The following is a 22,905-nucleotide window of genomic DNA, read 5'->3' as shown; positions in this document are numbered from 1 at the left end:
TTACAGTAACAGAAATATAAATTTCTCACTTCGAGAATTGTCTAGCACCAGCGCTTGTCGGGGCTGACCGAGGCGCTTGCGCTTTTTTGAATCGAAACGCAAAGGACAATATTAACACAGAAGAGTGAAGACAACAGAATCATGACTCCGCTGAATGGCAGCAGTGCAGCAATTGGCGGAGCGAGACTGGCACCAGTCAGCAGGATAAATGAATAGAGTGACAATGCTTTGGCGCGATGGCTGCTGCCGTAAAAGCCGATCAAGGTAATGACGGTCGGGATGACGAGTGAAATCGATGAAACAAAAAAGATGGAAAAGATAATCAAAGCACCGGTGGTATGAAAGAAAAGCAGCATAAAAGCGCTTGTTGACCCGATAGCCAAGCCAAACATCAATGTCCGCAGCTCACCCCAGCGATCGATCAGTTTCCCTGTGAAAAGGGAAAGAGAAGCTCCAATCAATCCAACCAGCCGGATCATCAACAGGTCTGATGCAGGACCATCGAAAAAACGTCCAATTGCATCATAGAAGGCGATAATCGCGAACAAAAGCGAGAACGTAATACTATAGCATTTCATCAGGCGTGGCTCTTTTAGCAATTGAAGAAAGATACTCCATAAAGGCTTGCTTTCTGTCGCAGGCGGTGGTGATTCTTTCAGCAGGAAAAAAGCAGCAGCAAATAGAATGAAATATAGTGCGGAGAAGAAATAGAAGACACTGTTCCAGGTGAAAATATCTGCCAGAAAGGCGCTGGCAACCTGCCCGAAGATCCCTGCGATTAAAAATCCAGTATTAATCAGCACAACCAGAATGGTTCTCTGCCGAAAATTGAATACATCATAGGAGTAGGCGAAAGCAACTGAAGCGAACGTAGCCAGAGTGACCCCCTGCAGCGAACGGGCAATCCACAGGGTGACGGAACCAGCAGAAAAGCCGACAGACAGTGTGGTTATTGCAGATGCCAAAAGTCCGAAAACAAGAATTTTCCTCCTGCCTGTGGAGTCGGAAACCGGCCCGAATGACAGCAGTCCGCAGGCATAGAAAAAAGTAAACAGCCCTCCGGCGAGGACAACGTGGGATTCGGGGATCAATAGGTCATCCGCAAGAACAGAGTAAATGGGAATCAGCGTATAAATGTTGCTTGCAACCATGATGGCGCAAATTGTCAGAAGGATGGAAGCCTTGTGAAAAAAGGACATGGATTTCATGTATATCACCTGCCACCACTAACATATGCAGACACCGCTGATCTTGCAGGTTGTTTTGGGAAAAATTAACGGGCTTCCTGCTTCCAAAATGGCCTGAAAAAAAGGTATAATGAATGATATATAGAACAATCGTTTGGTATGAAAAGGCGCATTGAAAAGAAGCGCCTTTTTCGATTTATAAAATGATACGATCATAATAAGAGATAGATATTTTAAGAGAGAAAGGGGAAGTTAGATGTCTGTACGTTTAGTACTCGGGCGCTCGGGAAGCGGCAAGACCGAGATGATCATAAATGAAATCAAGGACAGGCTCATTTCCGACCCGCAGGGAGATCCTGTTGTTTATCTTGTCCCTGAACAAATGTCATTCCTTTCCGAATACAGATTGTCCACTGACCCTGAGCTTGGGGGGATGATCAGAGCGCAGGTTTTCAGCTTTCCGCGCCTTGCCTGGAGAGTCCTGCAGGAAACAGGCGGTTACACTCGCCAGCATTTGGACAGCGTCGGGATCAGCATGATGATTCGCAAAATCATTGAAGATAAAAAAGATGACTTGAAAATTTTCCAAAAGGCAGCGGATAAGAATGGTTTTGTCCAGCAGATGGAGCAGATGCTGATCGAGTTCAAACGCTATGCGATCAACCCAGATGAGCTCACTGGAAAAATGGCGGCAAGCTCCGCAGGCAATAAAGCGCTGAAGGACAAAATCCATGATCTAGAGCTAGTCTATCGTCAATTCGAAGATGAATTATTCGGCAAATATATCGATTCAGAGGATTACTTTAAACTGCTTGCCGAGAAAATCCCTGCCTCCGGATATTTGAGAAATGCGGAAGTATACATCGATGGTTTTTACAGCTTCACTCCCCTTGAATTGATGATTATTGACCAGCTTATTGGCACCTGTAAAAGAGTGACGATTGCGCTGCCCGTCGACCAGGGTTTTAAAGATGCTCAGCCTGACGAACTGCATTTATTCAGGATAACTGGAGAAACCTGCTCAACATTGTATGACATGATTAAGACAAAAGGCTATGAACTGGAAGAAGACGTCGTGTTGACAGAGCAGAGACGCTGGAAGGATGAATCCCTTAAACACCTTGAAAGTGAATTTGATTCCAGGCCTGCCGTTAAATATAACGGTGCGGCTGCGATCCATATCGCCCAGGCTGCCAACAGAAGGGCGGAACTTGAAGGAGTTGCGCGCAAGATTCTGGGACTTGCCAGGGATAAGGGCTACCGTTACCGGGATATTGCGGTTTTGATGAGAGGAAGCGAATACCGCGAAGTGCTTGAAACGATCTTTGATGATTATGGACTTCCTTACTTTATCGACCAGAAGCGGAATATGCTTCATCATCCATTGATTGAACTAGTCCGCTCCAGCCTTGAAACGGTATTGGGGAACTGGCGTTATGAACCGATTTTCCGGGCTGTAAAAACTGATTTACTGTTCCCGGAGGGCGTTAATTTGAATAAGATGCGCGAACAGATGGATGTGCTGGAGAACTATGTACTTGCATATGGAATCCAAGGGGTTAAATGGACGAAAAAAGAACGTTGGAAATACCGGAGGATTCGTGGCCTGGAGTATGACGGTGTGGCCCAGACGGATGCAGAAAAACAGACAGAACAGGAACTGAATGACCTGAGGATGTTGATTACTTCTCCGCTGCTGCGCATGGCACGCCGCTTGAAGCGTGCTGACACGGGAAGGAAGCTTTCAGAAGCAGTCTATCTATTTATGGAAGAGCTTGATATTCCGGCAAAGCTTGAGGCGTGGAGAATGGCAGCTGAACAGGAAGGAAGGCTGGTAGAGGCGAGGGAGCATGAGCAAGCCTGGAATGCAATAATCAACCTTCTTGACCAGTTCGTTGAGATGCTTGGTGACACCAAGGTTGCACCAAAACAGTTCGTTTCAATTCTTGATGCTGGTTTTGAATCACTCAGATTCTCCCTGATTCCACCGGCAATTGATCAAATATTGGTTGCCGACCTTGAAAAGACAAGGCTTGCCGATGTTAAAGTTGCATTTGTCATCGGCGTCAATGAAGGTGTCCTTCCGGCGAAGATGACGGAGGAAGGAATTTTTGCGGATGATGACCGGGAGCTTCTGCAGTCAAAAGGCATTAAGCTTGCTCCGAGCAGCCGAACGAAGCTGCTGGATGAAAACTTTATTGCTTATAAGGCTTTTGTGACGCCGTCGGAACAACTGTATATCAGTTACCCGATCGCCAATGAAGAAGGGAAGGCTTTGATGCCGTCTTCCTTCATCAAGAGGATCTCTGACCTCTTCCCTGAACATCAATCGCACTTCTTCCTGCCAGATCCATCTGAATTGCCGGAAGACGAACAAATAGAGTACGCAGCTGGCGAAAACGTTGCTCTGTCCTATTTGACATCCCAGCTTCAGTTGAAGAAGCGCAATTATCCAGTCTATGATTTTTGGTGGGATGTGTACGATTATTATTTAAAAAATCATCAATGGGCTGATACTGCACGCAAGGTTCTTTCAAGCCTATTTTACGAAAACAGGACGAAGCAGTTGTCTGAAGAAGTCACGAAGGAGCTATACGGTGATGAAATCCAGGCAAGCGTCTCAAGGATGGAATTGTTCAATAGCTGCCCATTCTCGCACTATGTACAGCATGGCTTGAAGCTGCGTGACCGGCAGATCTTCCGTCTTGAGGCTCCGGATATCGGTGATCTGTTCCATGCTGCGTTGAAGGAAATTGCCGAAACAGTGATGCAGCAAAATCTCAGCTGGGCCCAGCTTACAAGAGCCCAGGCGGAAGAACTGGCAAGGGATGCAGTCCAAAAGCTGGCTCCTAAACTCCAGAATGAGATCTTGATGAGTTCGAACAGGCATCATTATATCAGGCAGAAGCTGCAGAATATCATCAGCCGCGCTTCACTTGTTTTAAGTGAACATGCCAAGGTCAGCGGTTTTTCACCGGTAGGTCTGGAGCTCGGCTTCGGACGCCAGGGGAAACTGCCGCCGCTTGCTTTTTCGCTTAAAAATGGCACCAGGATGGAACTGATGGGCCGGATTGACCGCGTCGATAAAGCAGAAGACGACAAGGGAATGTACCTGCGGGTCGTCGATTATAAATCCAGCGTGAAGGATGTCAATTTGACGGAGGTTTATTTTGGTGTGGCCCTTCAGATGCTCACCTACCTGGACATCATCATCACTCATTCGCCACTGTTGGTCGGCAAGACTGCTGACCCAGCAGGAGTCCTGTATTTCCATGTCCATAACCCTATTGTCAACGCATCGAAAATGCTGACTCTTGATGAAATAGAAGAGGAAATCCTCAAACGCTTTAAAATGAATGGCTTGCTGCTCAGCGATGAGAATGTCATCAGGATGATGGACAAGGGTCTGGATACAGGCAGTTCGCAGATTATTTCCGCAGGTTTTAAAAAGGATGGAAGTCTGCTTAAAAGCTCAAAAGTGGCCAGCAAGGAAGACTTTGACCATTTGCGGCAATTTGTGCGCCATAAGTATGTGGAGACTGGTAACAGGATCGTCAGCGGTATCGTCGATGTTGCGCCTTATAAGCTTAAAGACAGGGCACCATGTACATTCTGTTCTTTCAAGCCAGTCTGCCAGTTTGACCAGGGAGTGGAATCGAATGATTTCAGGAAGCTTCCAGTCATTAAAAAAGAAGATTTGCTAGCGTCGCTCCGCCAAGATCAGGGGATTGAGGCGAACGATGGCTTGCCAGGAGTAAATGATAGATTAGAAGAAATCAAGAAATTGGATATTCTAGCATCAGTCGGAGAGGAGGAAGAGGATCTTGGCTAAAACAAATATACCGCCAGTACCGGAAGGGGCAACCTGGACGGAGGATCAGTGGAAGGCGATCATGGCCTCGGGGCAGGATATCCTTGTCGCAGCGGCTGCAGGATCGGGAAAAACTGCGGTGCTTGTTGAGAGAATCATCAAGAAAATCACTTCGGAAAGTAATCCAATGGATGTTGATGAACTGCTCGTAGTGACATTCACTAATGCGTCCGCAGCTGAAATGCGCCATAGGATTGGGGAAGCGCTCGAAAAAGCGATCGACAGCAACCCAGCTTCAACCCATTTGAAAAAGCAGCTTAGCCTGTTGAACAGAGCGTCTATTTCAACACTCCATTCCTTCTGTCTTGAAGTAATCAGAAAGTATTATTACTTGATCGATGTAGACCCTGGTTTCAGGATTGCTGATGAAACCGAAGGGCAGCTGCTTCGGGATGAAGTGATTGAGGATCTATTCGAAGAAGAATACGGAAAGGCAGATAACCAGGATTTTTTCAACCTGGTGGATGCGTTCACGAATGACCGCAGCGATGAAGGGTTAAAGGATATCATTGTCGACCTTTTTGATTTCGCCAGATCTAATCCCTCTCCGGGTGCCTATCTTGATTCAATTGTTTCAATGTATGATGCAGCAGGCAGCACGGCGATTGAGGATCTTCCCTTTATGAAAGTGCTTATTGCGGATATTGAGCTCCAGATCCAGGGAGCGAAACAGCTTCTTGAAAAAGGGATGGAGATTACCAAAATGCCTGGAGGGCCCGCGCCAAGGGCGGTTAATTTTACCGAAGACCTTCATGTAATTGATACTTTGCTTGCTGCAAAAGACCGATCATGGGCAGAGCTTTATGAGTCTATCCAGCTTGCCAATTTTGGCAGGGCGAAAACATGCCGCGGCGATGATTTCAACAAGGATCTTGTCGATAAAGCGGCCAAACTGCGAGACAGGGCAAAGAAAATCGTCCAGGATTTGCGAGGGGAACTATTTTCAAGAAAACCTGAAAGTTTTTTGAAGGATATGCAGGAAATGAAGCCGTTGATCGCTGTCCTGATTGATCTTGTAAAAGAATTCTCGCACCGGTTTGGAGAGGTAAAGCAGGAGCGCGGACTCGTCGATTTCTCGGATCTTGAGCATTATACATTGGAAATCCTCACAGCAAAATCGGATCCGGAAGCATTGCCTGCAGGTGAATCGAAACCTTCAGAGGCGGCAATCGCCTATCGCAGTAAATTCAAGGAAGTGCTAGTGGATGAATACCAGGATACGAACATGGTACAGGAAGCGATCCTCCAGCTTGTGACAGCTGAAGGAGAAGTATCAGGAAACCTGTTCATGGTAGGCGATGTAAAGCAGTCGATCTACAAGTTCCGTCTTGCTGAGCCTAATCTGTTCCTGGGTAAATACAACAGGTTTACATCTAATGGGGAAGGCACAGGATTGAAAATAGACCTGGCCAAGAACTTCCGGAGCCGCAGAGAGGTTCTGGAAGGGACCAATTATTTATTCAAGCAAATCATGGGCGTCAAGGTTGGCGAGATCCATTACGATGAGAATGCCGAGCTGAAAAAAGGAGCGCCTTATCCTGAGGATGACGAGTTCCCTGTGGAGCTGTTCTTGATAGATAAAAGCGAAGGTCCATCATCAGAAAGTGATCCTGGGGAAGATAGTGAAACGGCAGCAAATGAATTCGACGCAGACGACCTGGAGCAATCCCAGCTCGAAGCAAGGCTGATGGCGAAGCATATTAAGGATATGGTAGAAGAGCGCAGGGGTGTTTACAACCCAAAAACAAAGACTTCAAAACCTGTCAATTACCGTGATATCGTCATCCTCCTCCGCTCGATGACATGGGCGCCGCAAATCATGGAGGAGTTCAAGCAGCAGGGCATTCCGATTTACGCAAACCTGTCTACTGGTTATTTCCAGGCAACAGAGGTAGCAATCATGATTTCCTTGTTGAAAGTGATCGACAACCCTTATCAGGACATTCCTCTTGCTGCCGTCCTAAGATCTCCAATTGTCGGGCTGGATGAAGAAGAGCTTGCCATCATCAGGGTCAGCCAGAAACGCGGTTCCTTCTATGAGGCATTGACAGCATTCTGCCTTCAAAAGCCGTTGCCGGAAAATGAAGGATTGCATGAGAGGACAAGTCGCTTTTTTGAAAGTTTAAAGAGCTGGAGAACTTCAGCAAGACAGGGTTCAGTTTCTGATTTGATCTGGCAATTATATAGAGAAACCCGTTTCTTCGATTTTGCCGGCGGGATGCCAGGAGGCAAGCAGCGCCAGGCAAACCTGAGAGCACTATATGATCGCGCGAGACAATATGAAGCCACGAGTTTCCGCGGCCTGTTCCGCTTTTTGCGATTCATTGAGCGGATGAGGGAGCGAGGCGACGACCTTGGTGCAGCCAGGGCTCTTGGAGAACAGGAAGATGTGGTCAGGATCATGACGATCCACAGCAGCAAGGGCCTAGAGTTCCCGGTAGTTTTTGTTGCCGGCCTGGCCCGCAATTTCAATACAATGGACCTGAAGAAATTCTACATGCTCGATAAAGAGTTTGGTTTCGCGGCAAAATATATCAATCCCGAGAAGCGAATTTCCTATCCATCTTTGCCGCAGTTAGCCTTCAAGCGCAAGCATAAGATGGAAATGCTAGCTGAGGAAATGAGAGTATTGTACGTTGCCCTGACTCGGGCAAAGGAAAAGCTTTACTTGATAGGATCGGTCAAGGATGCCGAGAAAACGATCAGCAAGTGGCAGGACGAGGCAAGCCATCCGGACTGGCTGCTGGATGAATATTCAAGGGCTTCAGCTTCGGGCTATATCGACTGGATTGGCCCCGCGGTGATCCGCCACCAAGATTGTGACAGCATCAAGGGAAGTGAGGTTTCTCTTCATCCGGGACTTGGTGAGGAAATTACCTGCCATCCTTCCCGCTGGAAAATTGAAACAATCAAAGCGGAAGAAATAGCTTCTTATGGTGACGAAAAAACCGAAGAGCACGAAAGCCTGATGGACTTTGTTGCAGCAGGTAAACTTGTGAACAAAGAATCTGCACTGGCAGAAACTGTGAACATGCAGCTTTCATGGAATTATCACTTCAAGGAAGCGGCGAACCATCGTTCCAAACAGTCCGTGACCGAACTGAAACGGAATCACGAAACCAGGGATGAAGAGAGCGATACACAGATTATCAGGAGGTTTTCAAAACCAATCCTAAACAGGCCAAGATTCATGCAGGAGAAAAAGCTTACACCTGCAGAACGGGGAACGGCGATGCATATGGTCATGCAGCATATCGATCTTAAACAGCCAGTAACTGAAGCTTCACTTGAGTTCCAGCTGGAGAAGATGGTGGAGAAGGAGCTGCTTTTCCCTGAGCAACGCGATGCTGTAGAGAAGAAATGGATACTTGCCTTTTTTGACACAGACATTGGCAAACGGCTGTTGACTGCGGAAAAAGTCAGCCGGGAGGTCCCTTTTTATCTATCATTACCTTCTAAAGAGGTATATCCTGATTGGCAGGGAGAGAACGAGCAGATTTTTATCCAGGGGGTAGTCGACTGCATTTTCCAGGATGAAAAAGGAACAGTCCTCCTTGATTTTAAAACGGATGGCATTCATGACCGCTACAAAGGCGGCTTCGAACAAGCCAAGCCGATTCTGGAAGAACGCTATCGTATCCAAATCAGCCTGTATGCCAAAGCAATCGAACAAGTGTGGAAGCAGCCGGTTGAGGAGAAGTACCTTTATTTCTTCGACGGAGGGCATCTGCTTGAACTAGATCAGCTATAAAGTAATGTTTAAAACCGGTGGGATGAGAATAATAATCCTGCCGGTTTTTTTATATTAATTTTCTCAGGAACATGCTCCATCGACATTGTATTGGTTGTAACTTAGATGACATGATAATCGTAGTAAGCTTTGTGTAGGAACCCCTTTGTAGCATTGGCGCCCTGAAAAGCAGAAAATCCGAATTTGAGGTAACCAATAGAGCGTCTTGGCGCCCTAAAAAGCAGAAATCCTGGAAATTAGGTAATCAATAGAGTGTATTGGCGCCCTAAAAAGCAGTAATCCTGGAAATTAGGTAACCAATAGAGTGTATTGGCGCCCTAAAAAGCAGAAATCCCGGAAATGAGGTAACCAATAAAGCTAAGTAGCACCTGACCAGTAAGAAAGCTATGATTTCGGTCGGAGCTACGTGATGCAATCATAGAAAAAAGAGACTTCATTTTACAAGGGAGGGATTATCGAGTGGCTAAAAAAAATCAAATAGCAACATGTGAATTATGCTGCCGTGAAGAGGTTGAGGTGACAGTCCACCATCTGACTCCTAAAGAAATGGGAGGCACCTTCATGCCAACAGCCAATCTATGTGTCCCTTGTCATAAACAGATTCATGCTCTTTTCACGAATGAAGAGCTTGCAACAAGTTTGAACACGATTGCTCGGCTTCGCTCCCATCCTGAATTGCAGAAGTTTTTGAAATGGATAAAAAAGCAGCCTTCTACAAGGCTGCCGAAAATCACAAAATCTAATGCGCGAAAAAGAAATAGTCGCTAGTTATTTCCTACTGTCGGCTGGTCAATCAGGTTGGCATCTAGGACATTGCTGGCACTTAAACCATTGTTCGTTACAATGAATCCGCCTGTATTGAACCCACCCTGCCCAGCGACTGTTTTTGAATTGCTTTTTGGCGAGATGAACAGCGTGTCGCCAAACTGCACCGTCCCGCCGCCTACATTCAATATTTGCACAGGACCTATTATTGCTGGCATTGAAAACATCCTTTTCTGCTTTTGTTTAGTCTTTTTTGTACCTATTTATTCTGTCGTAAACTGATTGATGTTCGGTGATTAAGGCTAGAAGCTCCATATTAAATCTATATGCCGTCCTCACTCGACATGTTATTACGGGGCAAAAGCTGCCGTATATGCTTTACCCTGGCTTCCATGTCTATATTGCGGCTGTTTCCAAGGTGTACAACTGATGAGGAGGAGGCACCCAGGATATCAATGTTCCTGACCTTCAATACAGGGTTGATGTTGTGGGTTGAGAAAGTAACATTTTCTTCAACTGCTGGTTGAAATGGAATCGCTTCTGAAAAGATTGGAAACGCATTGAAATTACCTTCATTATCAAAAAAAATTTCTGCCTCTCTTTGCAGGGCCAATGCCCTGGAAATTGCCTGTATTTGCTCCGAATCACCGATCTGAAAAATCGAGGAGAAGGATACCGAGTCAATTTTTATATGGTCAACACATGTTATTCTTTGCAGCATAGCGATCACGATATATCCGGCGACAATGGGACAAATGGACCGACAATCAATGATTCAGCCGGTGTGTCAAAGGTAGCTGCGAGCTGGATTGTTTCAGCGTCCCCAACCATCAAAAGTGAGGAGCTCGAAACACCGATGATCCTAATGTCGCCTACGCAAATGTCCCGGTTATAGACTTGGAAATTCATTATGAACGTCCTTCCTTTACATTATCTGGCAGGTTTTTCAAGAACAGGAATACACCATTCTGGATCTCCTGTTTAAGCAAATCAATCACCTTTTCATTCAGATGAGGGCTTAGTTCACTGCCTCTTTCATTTGATGATTGTTCCTGTAAATGTTGAGCTGCTCTGCCAGACAACTGTTTTTTAATATCATTTTTTATGAACTCGAAATAGGAATCATCTACTTTGATTCCAAGCTCTGTTTGGGCACTTCGGTAAATGTTCTCCAAATCAGATTCTAGATATTGGTTCAGTGCAGTTTCAATCTCGATTGTTCTTTTAAATAACTGCTTTGGCGGAATCGGCACATTTACAGCCTTTTGATCAACGGTAAAATCGTCAATTCCATCCAAATCTGTTGGATTCAAGCCGATATTCAGGGTTCCTTCAAGAGTTTCCACTTTTAACTGGTCGAATTTATACTCTATATTTCCGATTTGAACTGGAGGCCGCTCCTTTAGTGCATCAATTTCCTGCTGCAGCTCGAAAACCAGCTTCTCCAATCTGGCAGTCTTTCTGCTCTGGTGCTCCACATATAAATGCAGCTTCTTTAAATATTGATAAAATTCCGCATCCAAAATGAATCACCTCGAATCGACCAAATTTTAAAATCCTTTAATTCCGTGGAACGGGAGCCTGCAAAGGGACGGCAGGAGCTTCCAGTGTGCCTCCTAGCATATCCTCCATACCAGTTGAAATTTCCGTAGGGTGGACAGCCTCTGGTGCAGGTGCTGTGAATCCCCCAGTGTTATAAAGGTAAGAAACTGGCTTTATCATTCCTGCACTGCCAATTTGCAGCACAGAAGAATTAGTGATTCCATCAATCTTCAGAAGGTTGATATTGATCGATTGTTGTATATAAAAATTCATTGTACTCACCCGCATTATACATTCAGATAATTTCCTTGATCGACTGCATCTGAATCATAGGTATTTGTTGAGCTTAGGTTATTGTACACGGTCAATCCATCTCCGGTATTGAATGAACCAGCACCGGAAAAAGTTTTTGCATTGGAAACGGGGCTTATTCTGTAAACATCGCCTATGTGGAAGACAGCGCTGTTCCCAAGGGAAGTGACCTGTGCGACTCCAACAATTGCTGGCATTTGCAACACCCTTTAATTAGATTTCTTTAATATCCTATGTGCCCAGACAAAGAATGTGATTAAAATGCCTATTGTGTTTACAAGGCACTTTTCACAGCCTTTTTTCTTTAAAAAACGTTGTTGGTAATTTGTTTTCTTTCTATGAATTCTTGTTCAGATAAAATCCTAAGCTAAAAAACAATTCAATCAAAGCAAAAGCTGTCTTGAAGAAAATAATTGTTATATAACAGGTAAAAAGTTATATAACAGAAGCGGTAATATGTTAATATATTTATATATTTAGAATTATAAAATTATTCTACAGGAGGCAGGATTATGAACGTTCCATTGCTGTTGAACCAGTTTCTAGACCGTGCGTTGTCGCTATACGGCGACAAGATAGCCATTTTTTCTGAGGACAGGGCGCTTACATATTCTGAGTTGAATGAAAGGGTGAACAAGCTTTCGGATGGATTAAGAAAGCTGGGAGTGTGCAAGGGTGACCGGATTGCCTATCTTGCCCCGAATTCGATTGAAATGCTGGAGGGTTTCTATGGTGTATTTCAGGTAGGCGGAGTCATGGTCCCGTTGAATATTCGCCTGAAGCCGGATGATTATCTGTTCATCCTTAACCACAGTGAATCAAAGGTTTTGTTCGTGGACCAGGATTTATTTCATTTAATCCAGCCAATCAAAAATCAGCTCGAAAGCGTTCAGCACATTATTGTCCACTACAAGGAAGATAGCCTTGATGAAATCAGTTATGACGAATGGCTTTCACAGCATTCTGCTGAAACGTTCAAACGTGAAGAGCTTGATGAAAATGATGTCTGCAGTCTGCTTTATACAAGTGGGACGACTGGAAATCCAAAAGGAGTCATGCTCACCCACCGGAATAATTACCTACACGCACTGAGCACGATGCACCATTTACGCGTCAGCGATGAGGATGTACTCCTGCATGTCCTGCCAATGTTCCATGTTAACGGATGGGGATCGCCATTTTATTACACAGCAAACGGTGCTTCCCAGGTATGCCTGCGAAAAACGACGCCTGAGACGATTTTTAACGCGTTGGAAAAACATAAAGTCAGCGTCATGCATATGGCTCCAACTGTGTTGAATGCGCTGCTTCAGTTTTATGAAAAAAATGTCCCGAGCATCGAACAGCAGGTACGGGTGGTCATCGCCGGTTCTGCACCGCCACCAGCATTCGTAACCCGGGTGGAAAAGGAACTTGGCTGGGAGTTCATCCAGGTGTACGGCATGACAGAATCCTCCCCGTTGAGCACGATTTCAACGATCAGGTCGCATTTGAAGCAGCTTCCTCTGAATGAACAATACCGAATGAAAGCAAAAGCAGGTATATCAATGATTGGCAGTCAGGTAAAAGTCGTGAATGAGCATGGCGATGAGGTTGCCCATGATGGCAAGGAAATAGGTGAAGTCGTTACCCGAAGCAATGGGGTAATGAAAGGCTACTGGAAAAATGAAGAGGCGACGATGGAAACAATCCGTAATGGCTGGCTTCATACCGGGGACATGGCGACGGTTGATGAATACGGCAACATTGATATCGTCGACCGCAAGAAAGACGTCATCATTAGCGGAGGCGAAAATATTTCCTCCATAGAAGTTGAGGGTGTATTATACGACCATCCGGCTGTCCTCGAAGCAGCAGTCATTGCCGTTCCTCACGAAAAATGGGGCGAGACCCCGCATGCATATATTGTGCTTCGTAAAAATGAGCAAGTCACAGAACGGGAGCTCATTGCTTTTTCGAGAGAGAAACTTGCCCATTTCAAGGCAATTACAGGAGTGACTTTCGTAAAAGAACTGCCGAAAACGGCTTCAGGCAAAATTCAGAAGGTCCATTTGCGTAACGAATACTGGGAAGCAAATGGCAAGACTGGCAGATTTGTAAATTAATAGCCTGTGGGGACTGCCTTGTTGCGTCCCCTTTTCTTTTTATCCTGCTTATAGTTACCTTTGGCACATTGGTATATTGTGTGATATACATAGATTATATGTTAACTATTGAATGGAATGAGGGGGAAGATGGAGATTAACGGACGGGTATCCGGAAATAGGGTTGTATCAATTGACCGGATGCGAGGCTTTTCATTATTGGGGATATTTCTTGTAAATATGATTTCATTCCATTCGCCCTATTTTTATATCGATCCGGAAAAATGGTGGGATGGAAAAGCAAATTTATTTACATACCAGTTCATTGATTTATTTATCCAGGCTAGCTTTTACCCGCTGTTTTCGATGTTGTTCGGATATGGTCTGGTAATTTTAAGAGAACGCACACTTGAAAAAGGCCTGTACTTCAATCCTCTTGCATTAAGGAGACTCTCGATCCTATTGTTGATTGGGATCATCCATGCATTCTTGATCTGGCCAGGTGATATTCTCATAACCTATGCAGTATGCGGTTTTGTTTTCCTTCTGTTTATTAGCTGGAGTGCAAAGAGGCTTCTCATTGCCGGATTGGGTTTATACATAGTTTCAAATATCCTCTTGTTGTTGATGCTCGGTGCAGCATCTGCGGTTGACGGCGGAGCGGAATTTTCAATGTATGACGCACAAGCTGCAGAACAGACGATAACCATCTATCAAAATGGCAGTTTTGCTGAAGTGACACAACATAGAATAACTGAATGGTATAAAAATAATAACTTGTTTGGATTGTTCTTATATTTGATCACTATCCTTCCGCTGTTCATGATTGGAGCAGGAGCGGCAAAGCTCAGACTGTTTGAGAATATACAGGACAAAACGAGGAAGATTGCCGTCGCTGCCGCTGTACTCGCAACACTTGGCTTGTTGATCAAAGCAGTTCCGTACCTGTATGGCAAAACATTGATGACGGATTATGCGCAGGATGTTTTTGGCGGGGCGATGGTCGCAATGGCGTATGCACTGATCATTGCGCTGATTTCTGAGCTTAAACGATTTGACAGACTGTTCTACCCGCTGGAAGCTGCGGGCAGGATTTCAATCAGCAATTACCTGTTCCAGTCCGTTGTTTCGACATTGATTTTTTACAGTTATGGACTAGGATATTATGGGGAAATGTCCATTTTTTCAGGAACAATGCTTGCGCTTGGAATTTATGTGATTCAGTTGGCATTTAGCAGCTGGTGGGTCAAAAGGTTTTACTATGGGCCTGTCGAATGGCTGTGGCGCAGTGGCACATACATGAAGAGACAGCATTTTAAAAAGGGAGAATCCTGATGGAGAAGGTCATCATCATCGGCTGCGGAGGCGCAGGGAAATCGACACTGGCCCGGAAGCTCGGGAAAGTACTTAACCTAAAGGTGTATCATCTTGATGCAATGTACTGGAAACCGGGCTGGGAAATGACTGTAAAAGATGAGTGGAAAGAACTAATTCAGCAAGTGATTGAAGAAGATTCATGGATCATGGATGGCAATTATGGCAGTACAATTGACATGAGGGCACAGGCAGCAGACACAATCATCTTCCTCGATTATTCTACTCCAAGGTGCCTGTATGGAATTTTTAAAAGGAGAATCATGTACCATGGCAGGACCAGGCCGGATATGAATGAAGGCTGTCCAGAGAGACTTGATTGGGATTTTATCAAATGGGTCGCAAAATACAAGCGTGAAAAAGCTCCTGGCATTGTTACTAAATTAGAAGAATTCAAGCTTCAGGGAAAAGAAATCTTCCATTTTAAAAATCCTCGTGAAACAGAGAAATTCATAAAAGAGCAGTCAATTAAAGGAGGGCGTTAACATGAAATTCGCTACATATAAAAATGATTCTGGCCAGTTCATTGGAATTGTCAATGCAGAAGGGACCCACGTTCTGCCATTTAGGGAAGCCTATGAAAAAATGGGTGGTGAAACAGCGATACCGGCTGATATGCTAGAAGCAATTTCAATGGGAAAAATATTTTATCAGGAAGCGGAAAAAACAGTTCAATGGGTAAGAGAGAACAATCTGGACAGAGAGCTGTACATCCTGCGTGAATCAGTAGTATTGCTAGCGCCGATTCCGCGTCCGTCCAAGAATATTTTCTGTGTTGGTAAAAATTATGCTGAGCATGCAATTGAAATGGGCAGCAAGGACGATATTCCTGATCATGTAATGGTGTTCACAAAGGCACCTACTTCGGTCATTGCTCATGATCAGAACATCCATGAGCATAAAGAACTTACAGAGCAACTGGACTATGAAGGCGAGCTCGCAGTCGTCATCGGCAAGAAAGGAAAAACGATCAAAAGGGAAGAGGCTTTGGATTATGTCTTTGGCTATACAATCATTAACGATGTGACTGCCCGTGACCTCCAGGCAAAACACAAACAGTTTTTCATTGGGAAAAGCCTTGATACCACTTGCCCGATGGGGCCATGGATTGTCCATAAATCTGCCATCTCAAATCCGAACAACCTGGATATCAAGACCACAGTAAATGGAGAAATGAGACAGGATTCCAATACGAAAAACTTCATTTTCCCGATAGAAGAAGTCATTGCAGTGCTCTCCCAGGGAATGACACTCGAGCCAGGGGATATCATTGCAACCGGAACACCAGCAGGCGTAGGCAAAGGCTTCAAACCGCCAAGGTTCCTAAAGGCTGGAGATACTATTGAAATTACTGTTGAAGGGATTGGGACATTAAGTAACAAAGTGGAGAGTTAATCATAGCCTGGGCAGTTTATTTTAGTTTTTTTGATGACGTTATGATATGATATTTTAGAATTTACTATTAGGAGGACGGGTACATGATACATGCCCATATGACAGCTTGGTTTTTGGCTCTTGTTTTATTCTTCGTAGCACTTGGACTACATAAAAGCGGTAAGGAAAAAGGCGCTAAAATTGTCCAGATGGTCCTTAGATTGTTTTACGTACTAATTCTATTGACTGGCTTCTGGCTTCTTTTCAGCATCAATATCAGCCTGATGTATGTGCTGAAAGCAGCAGTAGGTTTGTGGGTAATCGCAATGCTGGAAATCGTTTTAATCCGTACTAAAAAGAACGAAAAAGCGTCTGTATTGTGGATTCAATTCATTGTCGCAGTTCTTCTTGTACTGTATTTAGGTTTCTCACTTCCATTGGGAACATATTTGTTCAAATAACGACATTGTCGAAAGAAAGCTGTCCTTACAGGCAGCTTTTTCTTTTTTTGTCATATCTTAACCCCGTAAAATATGATAATTTAAGAGAAGGGTTATTGGAGAAATATAATAATTGGAGAATGCAATGGCTACGACAAAAAGCTGCGTTTACGAAAATGATCGACAACTTAATAGCTTTATAGAGGGCAATTCATTCAAAGACCACCACAATGTTTTGGTGCAGATCTTTTTCAATCTAAAAGAAAAACCTGTGCTTCAGTACCTGGAGCAATTGCTAAAAAAACAGCTGCCAGCCTCCACTGTGTTGAGTTGTGAAGCAGATGGCTGCTTTCCTGGAGACAAACAGTGCGTTATCTCATTTACCGTTTTCGATAAACATGAACTTAATCCTATTCTTCAAGATCAGTACACCATTAACACATTGAACAACCTTGTCGAAACCTCACAACAAGACATCCTTCTGCTTAACGAAAGCCTCAAAGTTTCCGAGCAATACTACCGATCGTTGTTTGACAACAATGGCGATTTTGTCTATTCGACTGATTTGATAGGGAATTTTACAAGTATCAATCAGGCATTCATGAAAACCTTTGGCTACACCGAAAGTGAACTTATTGGCAAGTCAGCTCTCGACTTTATCAACCAGGAAGATGTGCATCGTGCCAAAATGCATTTTATTCAGGCGCTAAAGGGGAAAGATCAGACCTACACAATCGAGATCCCAGTCAAGAGCGGCGAAGCCCAGATTTTCCAGATTAAAAATATTCCTATTACGGTTAATGGAGAATGTGTTGGAACTTATGGGATTGGGCGGGATATCACAACCCAGAAAAAAACAGAGGAAAAGATCATTCAGCTTGCCTATTATGACCAGGATACGGGATTGCCGAACAGGATGAGGTTCACCGAACAGCTCGATGAAATGATTCATCGTGCCAAGCATAAGAAAGAACTCCTTGCTGTGCTTGTCATTGATATTGACCGCTTCAAAATCATCAATGACAGTCTTGGACATTATGCCGGTGATATTGTTTTGAAAGAACTGGCAGAAAGAATCCAGGATCGACTACCAGCAGGCGCTTATCTCGGAAGGTTCAGCGGCGATAAGTTCACCATGCTGCTTACAGAGAATGTCAGCATCGATCAGACGACAAGAACAGCCAGGGAATTGCAGAACCTTATTTCAATGCCTTTATCTTACCAGAATCAGGAATTTATCGTCACTGCAAGTATTGGAATCAGCTCCTTCCCAGGGGATGGTCTTGATGAGCATGTACTGCTGAAAAATGCTGATATTGCGATGAACCGTTCGAAAAACCAGGGCGGGAACAAGATTACTTACTTCTCAACCGGAATGAATGACCAGGCAATGGTCCGGCTTGAACTTGAAAGCTATTTAAGGAAAGCGCTTCAAAAGAACGAATTCTATCTTTGCTACCAGCCTCTGATGGACTTGAAGTCAGGGGAGATTACCTGTACCGAAGCCCTTATCCGCTGGCAGCATCCACATCTTGGATTGGTTTCGCCAGCTCAGTTCATTCCTCTGGCAGAGGAAACAGGTTTGATAGAGGAAATCGGGGCATGGGTGCTGACCACCGCCTGTGTACAGACAAAAGCCTGGCAGCAGAATGGATTCCCGCATCTGGGCATCTCGGTGAACGTATCAGCCTATCAGTTCCAGCAGCATGCTTTTATTGGACAGGTGATTGAAGCCCTGAAGATATCCCAGCTTGAACCAGGATACCTTTCACTGGAACTGACAGAAAGCGCGATGCTAAAAGATATCGTCTATAGCATTTCGGTTATGAAGTCGTTACAGGAACTCGGGGTAAAGGTTTCGATTGATGACTTCGGGACAGGTTATTCGTCATTAAGCTATTTGCGCAATTTGCCAATCGATACGCTTAAAATCGACCAGTCGTTTATCAATAATCTGCATGATGATCCATCCGATATTGCGATCGTCAAGGCAATCATCACGATGGGCCAGGGGCTATCGGTCAAAATTGTTGCCGAGGGTGTAGAAACTCATGAACAGCTGAATCTTTTAAGAGATATGGATTGTCATTATGCCCAGGGTTACTACATTCAGAAGCCGCTTGATATAGCTGCATTTGAAAAAGGCTTCAGGACTGTGGAGAAAGTTGAGTATACGGTAAAATAAATTCAGAGCCTGCACATGGAGTGCAGGCTCTTTTTGTTCCTTAAGATATTCTCTCAATAACGGTCCTTTTCCCGTTGTTCAAGGTCAATTCGAACCTGTCATTTTGTGTTTCAAAGTAATCAAAGTGATGTTGTACACTGCAGATGAATTCTTCATTATCAAGAATTAAAAAGTTGACTCCCGAAACCCCTTTCTCATGATCGAGGAAGGTCAGATGGTTATAACAATAAATACAATCATAAATCGAAAAGTTGAGCGAATTCAATGTATTGATAAATTGGACAAAAGCTTCATCATTCAGTTCATCAAGCAGACGCTCGAAAGAATAGATCAACTGTTTTCTAATCTTGATCATTTCCTGGTCCTGCAAAGTGATTGTTTCTTTGCCGGTTTGGATGCAGCCGTTATCCAGCAAAAACCCCTTGCACCATTTATTGTTTCGCTGCACTTCAACCTCTTGATGGATGAATTCATCGACAAGTGCGGCCTCTTCTGTTTCTTCATCAAAGAAAACCCATTGTGAATTAATATATTCTACTGTCCCAGCGTTGAAAGCGCGGGGCTGGAATTCAATTAGATTGCTTCGTTGTTGTCGATTCATTTGGATCCTCCGTTAATTATCGCTCACCTTCTTTGTAGACAGATTTTGGCGAATTTATAACATGATTTATAAGATAGGCAATTAACCAGTTGAGATGTATTTGCATAAGATGAGTAATGCTTAAGCAATTGTCTTGTTTCTGAAAGTGCATATTGATATCAAAAAAAGTTCCGCTGAAAGGAATGATCAACAATGTGTGGAATAACTGGCTGGATAGACTATCGTAAAAATTTGGATCATGAACGTGAGACCATGGCAAAAATGGCGGAAACTTTAAGTAAAAGAGGTCCCGACGATACCAATGTATGGACTTCGGTGCATGCTGCTTTGGGTCATAAAAGGCTGGTCGTTGTCGATCCTGAGGGCGGCAAACAGCCAATGACCAGAACACAAGGAGATAACCGTTATACCATTTGTTATAACGGAGAACTTTATAATACGGAAGACCTCAGAAAAGCACTGCTATTAAAAGGATATTCTTTTAACGGTCATTCTGATACAGAGGTTTTGCTTACTTCTTTCATGGAATGGAAGGAAAATTGCCTGGAGCATTTAAACGGGATCTTCGCCTTTGCTGTCTGGGATCACCAGCAAGAAAAGCTGTTCATCGGTCGCGACCGGCTTGGAGTGAAGCCGCTGTTTTTCCTTGAAACAGCATCGGGTCTTATGTTTGCTTCTGAACAAAAGGCGCTTTTGGCGCATCCAGAAGTGAAGGCTGAGGTAGACAGGGAAGGGCTTTGTGAGGTGTTTGGGCTCGGACCATCCCGTTCTCCTGGGGCAGGTATCTTTAAAAATATGAAGGAGCTTCGGCCTGGACACGGCCTCACTTTTTCAAAAAACGGGCTGAAAATCTGGAGATATTGGAACGTTAAAAGCGAGAAACACACTGATACTCTTGATGAGACAGCTGAAAAAGTGCGGGGATTGTTTACGGATGCTGTGACAAGACAGCTAGTTTCAGATGTGCCGCTGTGCACCTTTCTCTCAGGCGGATTGGATTCAAGCGCAATCACTGCTATTGCTGCTAATCATTATAAGGCAGAGGGTAAGGGCAGCCTGCATACTTACTCGATCGATTACGAAGGCAATGAAAAGTATTTCAAGGAAAATGAATTCCAGCCAAATGCTGATGCCTTCTGGATCAATAAAATGACGGAAACATTTGGTACTGTTCACCATAACAGCATCATTTCCCAGCAGGATCTGGCTGGCTATTTAACTGAAGCTGTCCATGTCCGGGACCTGCCAGGAATGGCAGATATTGATTCGTCACTGCTCTGGTTCTGCCGCGAAATCAAACAGGATTTTACCGTAGGACTTTCAGGAGAATGTGCTGACGAGATTTTTGGAGGATATCCATGGTTCCACAGAGAGGAGGACTTGAATAGACCAGGGTTTCCATGGATGCGGTCGATTAATGAGCGGCAAAACATGCTGAGGGACCACTGGCGCAAAAAATTGAGTCTTGAAGATTATATGATGGCAAAATACAACGATACGATCGCAGAAGTGCCGGTACTTGATGGGGAAAATCAAGTAGAGGCTAAGCGTAGACAATTATTCTATCTGAATATCATCTGGTTCATGACAACACTTTTAGACCGGAAGGACCGGATGAGCATGGGGGCCAGCCTTGAAGTAAGGGTACCGTTCGCCGACCACCGGCTTGTGGAATATGTCTGGAACATCCCATGGGAAATGAAGATGCATGGAAACAAGGAAAAAGGAATCCTGCGTAAAGCATTGGAGGGCACATTGCCTGATGAAGTTTTGTACCGGAAAAAGAGTCCATATCCGAAGACTCATCATCCGGCCTATACGCAGGCAGTACAGGGTATGCTGTCAGAATTCATGTCAGATTCGAACAGTGCGCTGCATGAATTCTTTGACAGGGCTACACTGCAAAAAATGATTGAGTCCGAGGGCGCATCCTTCAAAGTGCCATGGTTCGGCCAGCTGATGACAGGTCCGCAGCTTTTGGCTCAGTTAGCACAGATTCATATCTGGTTCAGAGATTACAATATTAATATAGCAGACTAAAAAAGCAAGCCCTGGGCAAGGGCTTGCTTAATTTTAATATTTTAAGAGTTCTGGCTCCCGGCGTGTCAGGAGTCTGAACCTCTAGTACCCTTATGCAGCGAAATCGCCACCTATAAGGGTACGTTTAAGAGCTAATAGTACCCTTATGTGAGTGAAATGCCACCTATAAGGGTACATTTAAGAGCTAATAGTACCCTTATGCAAGTGAAACGCCATCTATAAGGGTACGTTTAAGAGCTAATAGTACCCTTATCCGAGGAAACGCCATCTATAAAGGTACGTTTAAGTGCTAACAACTCTTATGCGGCTGGTTTCATCTTAATAACTTATTCGGCCTGCACTGGCTTGGCATCTGGCACGAATGATTTTTTCACCCATACTCGGGATCTCCAGCGCCAGAGCATCAGAAGTCCGCGCAGCCACTCGTCCGCAATGAAGGCGATCCAGATGCCGACAAGCCCCATCTCGAGATAGATTCCGAGGAAATAAGATAGCGTAACGCTCACTCCCCACATCGAAAGGATTCCCATATATACAGGGAATTTCACGTCACCCGCGGCCCTGAGCGAACTGATCAGCACCAGGTTAAAGGATCTGCCGGGTTCAAGGATGATTGTGAGCAGAATCAATGTGGTGCCGAGTTCGATGATGCTCATATTATCAGTGAAGATTCCCAGCAGGTCTTTTGAAAAGAAGGAAACGATCAAAGCGGCAGCAATGGAAATGATAATCGCAAGTTTCAAGCTTTTTAGTGCCCGCTTATACGCATTTTCAATTTCTTTTGCTCCTACCATATGGCCAATCAGTATCTGTGTGCCCTGGCTGATGGCGATACTGAAAAGGAATATGAACATCATGACATTTTGTGTATAAACCTTAGCCGTCAATGCCTGGGTTCCAAGGGTAGCGATAAAATACGTGATCACCATCTGGGACCCATTGTAACTCAAATGCTCACCGGCAGAAGGAATCCCGATATTAAGCAGATTTTTCAAATGTTTTTTTGGAAAACTGAAAAGCATCGAAATTGGCACTGATCCTGGGACTCGCTTGGTCATGACATAAATGGCAGCCAACAATCCGAGGATCCGGCTGACAGTGGTGGAAATCGCCACACCTTCCACACCTAGGACAGGGAAGCCGAATGGTCCGAAGATGAACAAATAGTTGCCAATGACATTCAGCACATTCATCCCGATCGTGACATACATGATATCCCGGGTAAAACCATAGCTGCGGATAATGCTGCTCACCGTCATGATCAACGATTGAATAAACGAAAATCCGCCGACAATTTTCAGGTAGGAATTAGCCTCATCAAACAGCTCAGGCGGCAGGTCCATTAATCTCAACAACTGCTCGCTGAAAATGAAAACAGC

General features: G+C 44.5%; 19 protein-coding genes. 10 read left to right on the top strand and 9 right to left on the bottom strand.

The genetic code is table 11. From position 1 onward, the window contains the following. Positions 1–41: 41 nt before the first annotated feature. Positions 42–1,208, bottom strand: coding sequence for an MFS transporter (locus ACH0QE_RS08790; RefSeq protein ID WP_415800324.1), 1,167 nt, complete (start codon positions 1,206–1,208; stop codon positions 42–44). Between the two features lie 235 nt (positions 1,209–1,443). Here ACH0QE_RS08790 and addB point away from each other — a divergent pair, with 235 nt between their 5' ends. The 3 genes from addB to ACH0QE_RS08775 all read left to right on the top strand — a co-directional run bounded on the left by addB (position 1,444) and on the right by ACH0QE_RS08775 (position 9,577). Further along, positions 1,444–5,019 (top strand): helicase-exonuclease AddAB subunit AddB, encoded by a 3,576-nt coding sequence (gene addB, locus ACH0QE_RS08785; RefSeq protein WP_415800323.1) that lies wholly within the window; start codon positions 1,444–1,446, stop codon positions 5,017–5,019. Then, on the top strand, positions 5,012–8,809 hold the full coding sequence (gene addA / locus ACH0QE_RS08780; protein ID WP_415800322.1) for a helicase-exonuclease AddAB subunit AddA: 3,798 nt from the start codon (positions 5,012–5,014) through the stop codon (positions 8,807–8,809). Before addB ends, addA begins: the two co-directional genes overlap by 8 nt. 459 nt (positions 8,810–9,268) lie before the next feature. After that, positions 9,269–9,577 carry an HNH endonuclease gene (locus tag ACH0QE_RS08775; protein WP_415800321.1) on the top strand — a complete coding sequence of 103 codons (309 nt, stop codon included), beginning with the start codon at positions 9,269–9,271 and terminating at the stop codon, positions 9,575–9,577. Here ACH0QE_RS08775 and ACH0QE_RS08770 read toward each other — a convergent pair. The 6 genes from ACH0QE_RS08770 to ACH0QE_RS08745 form a co-directional block, all read right to left on the bottom strand. Then, complete coding sequence (locus ACH0QE_RS08770) at positions 9,574–9,792, bottom strand: spore germination protein (RefSeq protein WP_023615349.1); 219 nt, start codon at positions 9,790–9,792, stop codon at positions 9,574–9,576. The two genes, ACH0QE_RS08775 and ACH0QE_RS08770, sit on opposite strands and share 4 nt — an antisense overlap. 104 nt (positions 9,793–9,896) lie before the next feature. Then, on the bottom strand, positions 9,897–10,295 hold the full coding sequence (locus tag ACH0QE_RS08765) for a spore germination protein GerPE (RefSeq protein WP_415800320.1): 399 nt from the start codon (positions 10,293–10,295) through the stop codon (positions 9,897–9,899). 5 nt (positions 10,296–10,300) lie between these two features. Beyond that, positions 10,301–10,483 carry a spore gernimation protein GerPD gene (locus ACH0QE_RS08760; protein ID WP_167832131.1) on the bottom strand — a complete coding sequence of 61 codons (183 nt, stop codon included), beginning with the start codon at positions 10,481–10,483 and terminating at the stop codon, positions 10,301–10,303. Then, positions 10,483–11,097, bottom strand: a complete 615-nt coding sequence (gerPC, locus tag ACH0QE_RS08755; protein ID WP_415800319.1) for a spore germination protein GerPC — start codon at positions 11,095–11,097, stop codon at positions 10,483–10,485. Before gerPC ends, ACH0QE_RS08760 begins: the two co-directional genes overlap by 1 nt. Positions 11,098–11,134: 37 nt before the next feature. Continuing rightward, positions 11,135–11,389: a spore germination protein GerPB gene (locus ACH0QE_RS08750; protein ID WP_415800318.1), complete on the bottom strand. Its 255-nt coding sequence runs from the start codon at positions 11,387–11,389 to the stop codon at positions 11,135–11,137. 14 nt (positions 11,390–11,403) lie between these two features. After that, the gene (locus ACH0QE_RS08745) at positions 11,404–11,625 is read right to left on the bottom strand and encodes a spore germination protein (protein ID WP_415800317.1); all 222 of its coding nucleotides are present in this window, start codon (positions 11,623–11,625) and stop codon (positions 11,404–11,406) included. Positions 11,626–11,940: 315 nt separating this feature from the next. On the opposite strand from ACH0QE_RS08745, the gene ACH0QE_RS08740 reads away from it, so the two are divergent. The 6 genes from ACH0QE_RS08740 (at position 11,941) to ACH0QE_RS08715 (ending at position 18,885) form a co-directional block, all read left to right on the top strand. After that, on the top strand, positions 11,941–13,533 hold the full coding sequence (locus ACH0QE_RS08740; protein ID WP_415800316.1) for a long-chain-fatty-acid--CoA ligase: 1,593 nt from the start codon (positions 11,941–11,943) through the stop codon (positions 13,531–13,533). Positions 13,534–13,662: 129 nt separating this feature from the next. Then, positions 13,663–14,847 (top strand): DUF418 domain-containing protein, encoded by a 1,185-nt coding sequence (locus tag ACH0QE_RS08735; RefSeq protein ID WP_415800315.1) that lies wholly within the window; start codon positions 13,663–13,665, stop codon positions 14,845–14,847. Further along, positions 14,847–15,371: a DNA topology modulation protein gene (locus tag ACH0QE_RS08730; protein ID WP_415800314.1), complete on the top strand. Its 525-nt coding sequence runs from the start codon at positions 14,847–14,849 to the stop codon at positions 15,369–15,371. Before ACH0QE_RS08735 ends, ACH0QE_RS08730 begins: the two co-directional genes overlap by 1 nt. A gap of 1 nt (position 15,372) precedes the next feature. After that, positions 15,373–16,281 carry a fumarylacetoacetate hydrolase family protein gene (locus ACH0QE_RS08725; protein ID WP_415800313.1) on the top strand — a complete coding sequence of 303 codons (909 nt, stop codon included), beginning with the start codon at positions 15,373–15,375 and terminating at the stop codon, positions 16,279–16,281. An 83-nt stretch (positions 16,282–16,364) separates the two neighbouring features. Then, a complete protein-coding gene (locus ACH0QE_RS08720) occupies positions 16,365–16,721 on the top strand; it encodes a YisL family protein (RefSeq protein WP_415800312.1) in 357 nt (118 codons plus the stop codon). A gap of 124 nt (positions 16,722–16,845) precedes the next feature. Next, entirely contained in the window at positions 16,846–18,885 is a 2,040-nt protein-coding gene (locus ACH0QE_RS08715) for a sensor domain-containing protein (RefSeq protein ID WP_415800311.1), read from the top strand. A 40-nt stretch (positions 18,886–18,925) separates the two neighbouring features. On the opposite strand, the gene ACH0QE_RS08710 is transcribed toward ACH0QE_RS08715, so the two are convergent. Continuing rightward, complete coding sequence (locus ACH0QE_RS08710) at positions 18,926–19,486, bottom strand: DUF2777 domain-containing protein (RefSeq protein ID WP_415800310.1); 561 nt, start codon at positions 19,484–19,486, stop codon at positions 18,926–18,928. Between the two features lie 192 nt (positions 19,487–19,678). Here ACH0QE_RS08710 and asnB point away from each other — a divergent pair, with 192 nt between their 5' ends. Continuing rightward, positions 19,679–21,526, top strand: coding sequence for an asparagine synthase (glutamine-hydrolyzing) (gene asnB / locus ACH0QE_RS08705; RefSeq protein ID WP_415800309.1), 1,848 nt, complete (start codon positions 19,679–19,681; stop codon positions 21,524–21,526). Between the two features lie 326 nt (positions 21,527–21,852). On the opposite strand, the gene ACH0QE_RS08700 is transcribed toward asnB, so the two are convergent. Continuing rightward, on the bottom strand, positions 21,853–22,905 hold a 1,053-nt coding region (locus tag ACH0QE_RS08700; RefSeq protein ID WP_415800308.1), incomplete at its 5' end, for an MATE family efflux transporter.

The sequence above is a fragment of the Mesobacillus sp. genome, assembly GCF_047739415.1.
Taxonomy (GTDB): domain Bacteria; phylum Bacillota; class Bacilli; order Bacillales; family Cytobacillaceae; genus Mesobacillus.
Note: the sequence above shows the minus strand (reverse complement) of the source record. Positions and strands in the feature narration are given on the sequence as shown.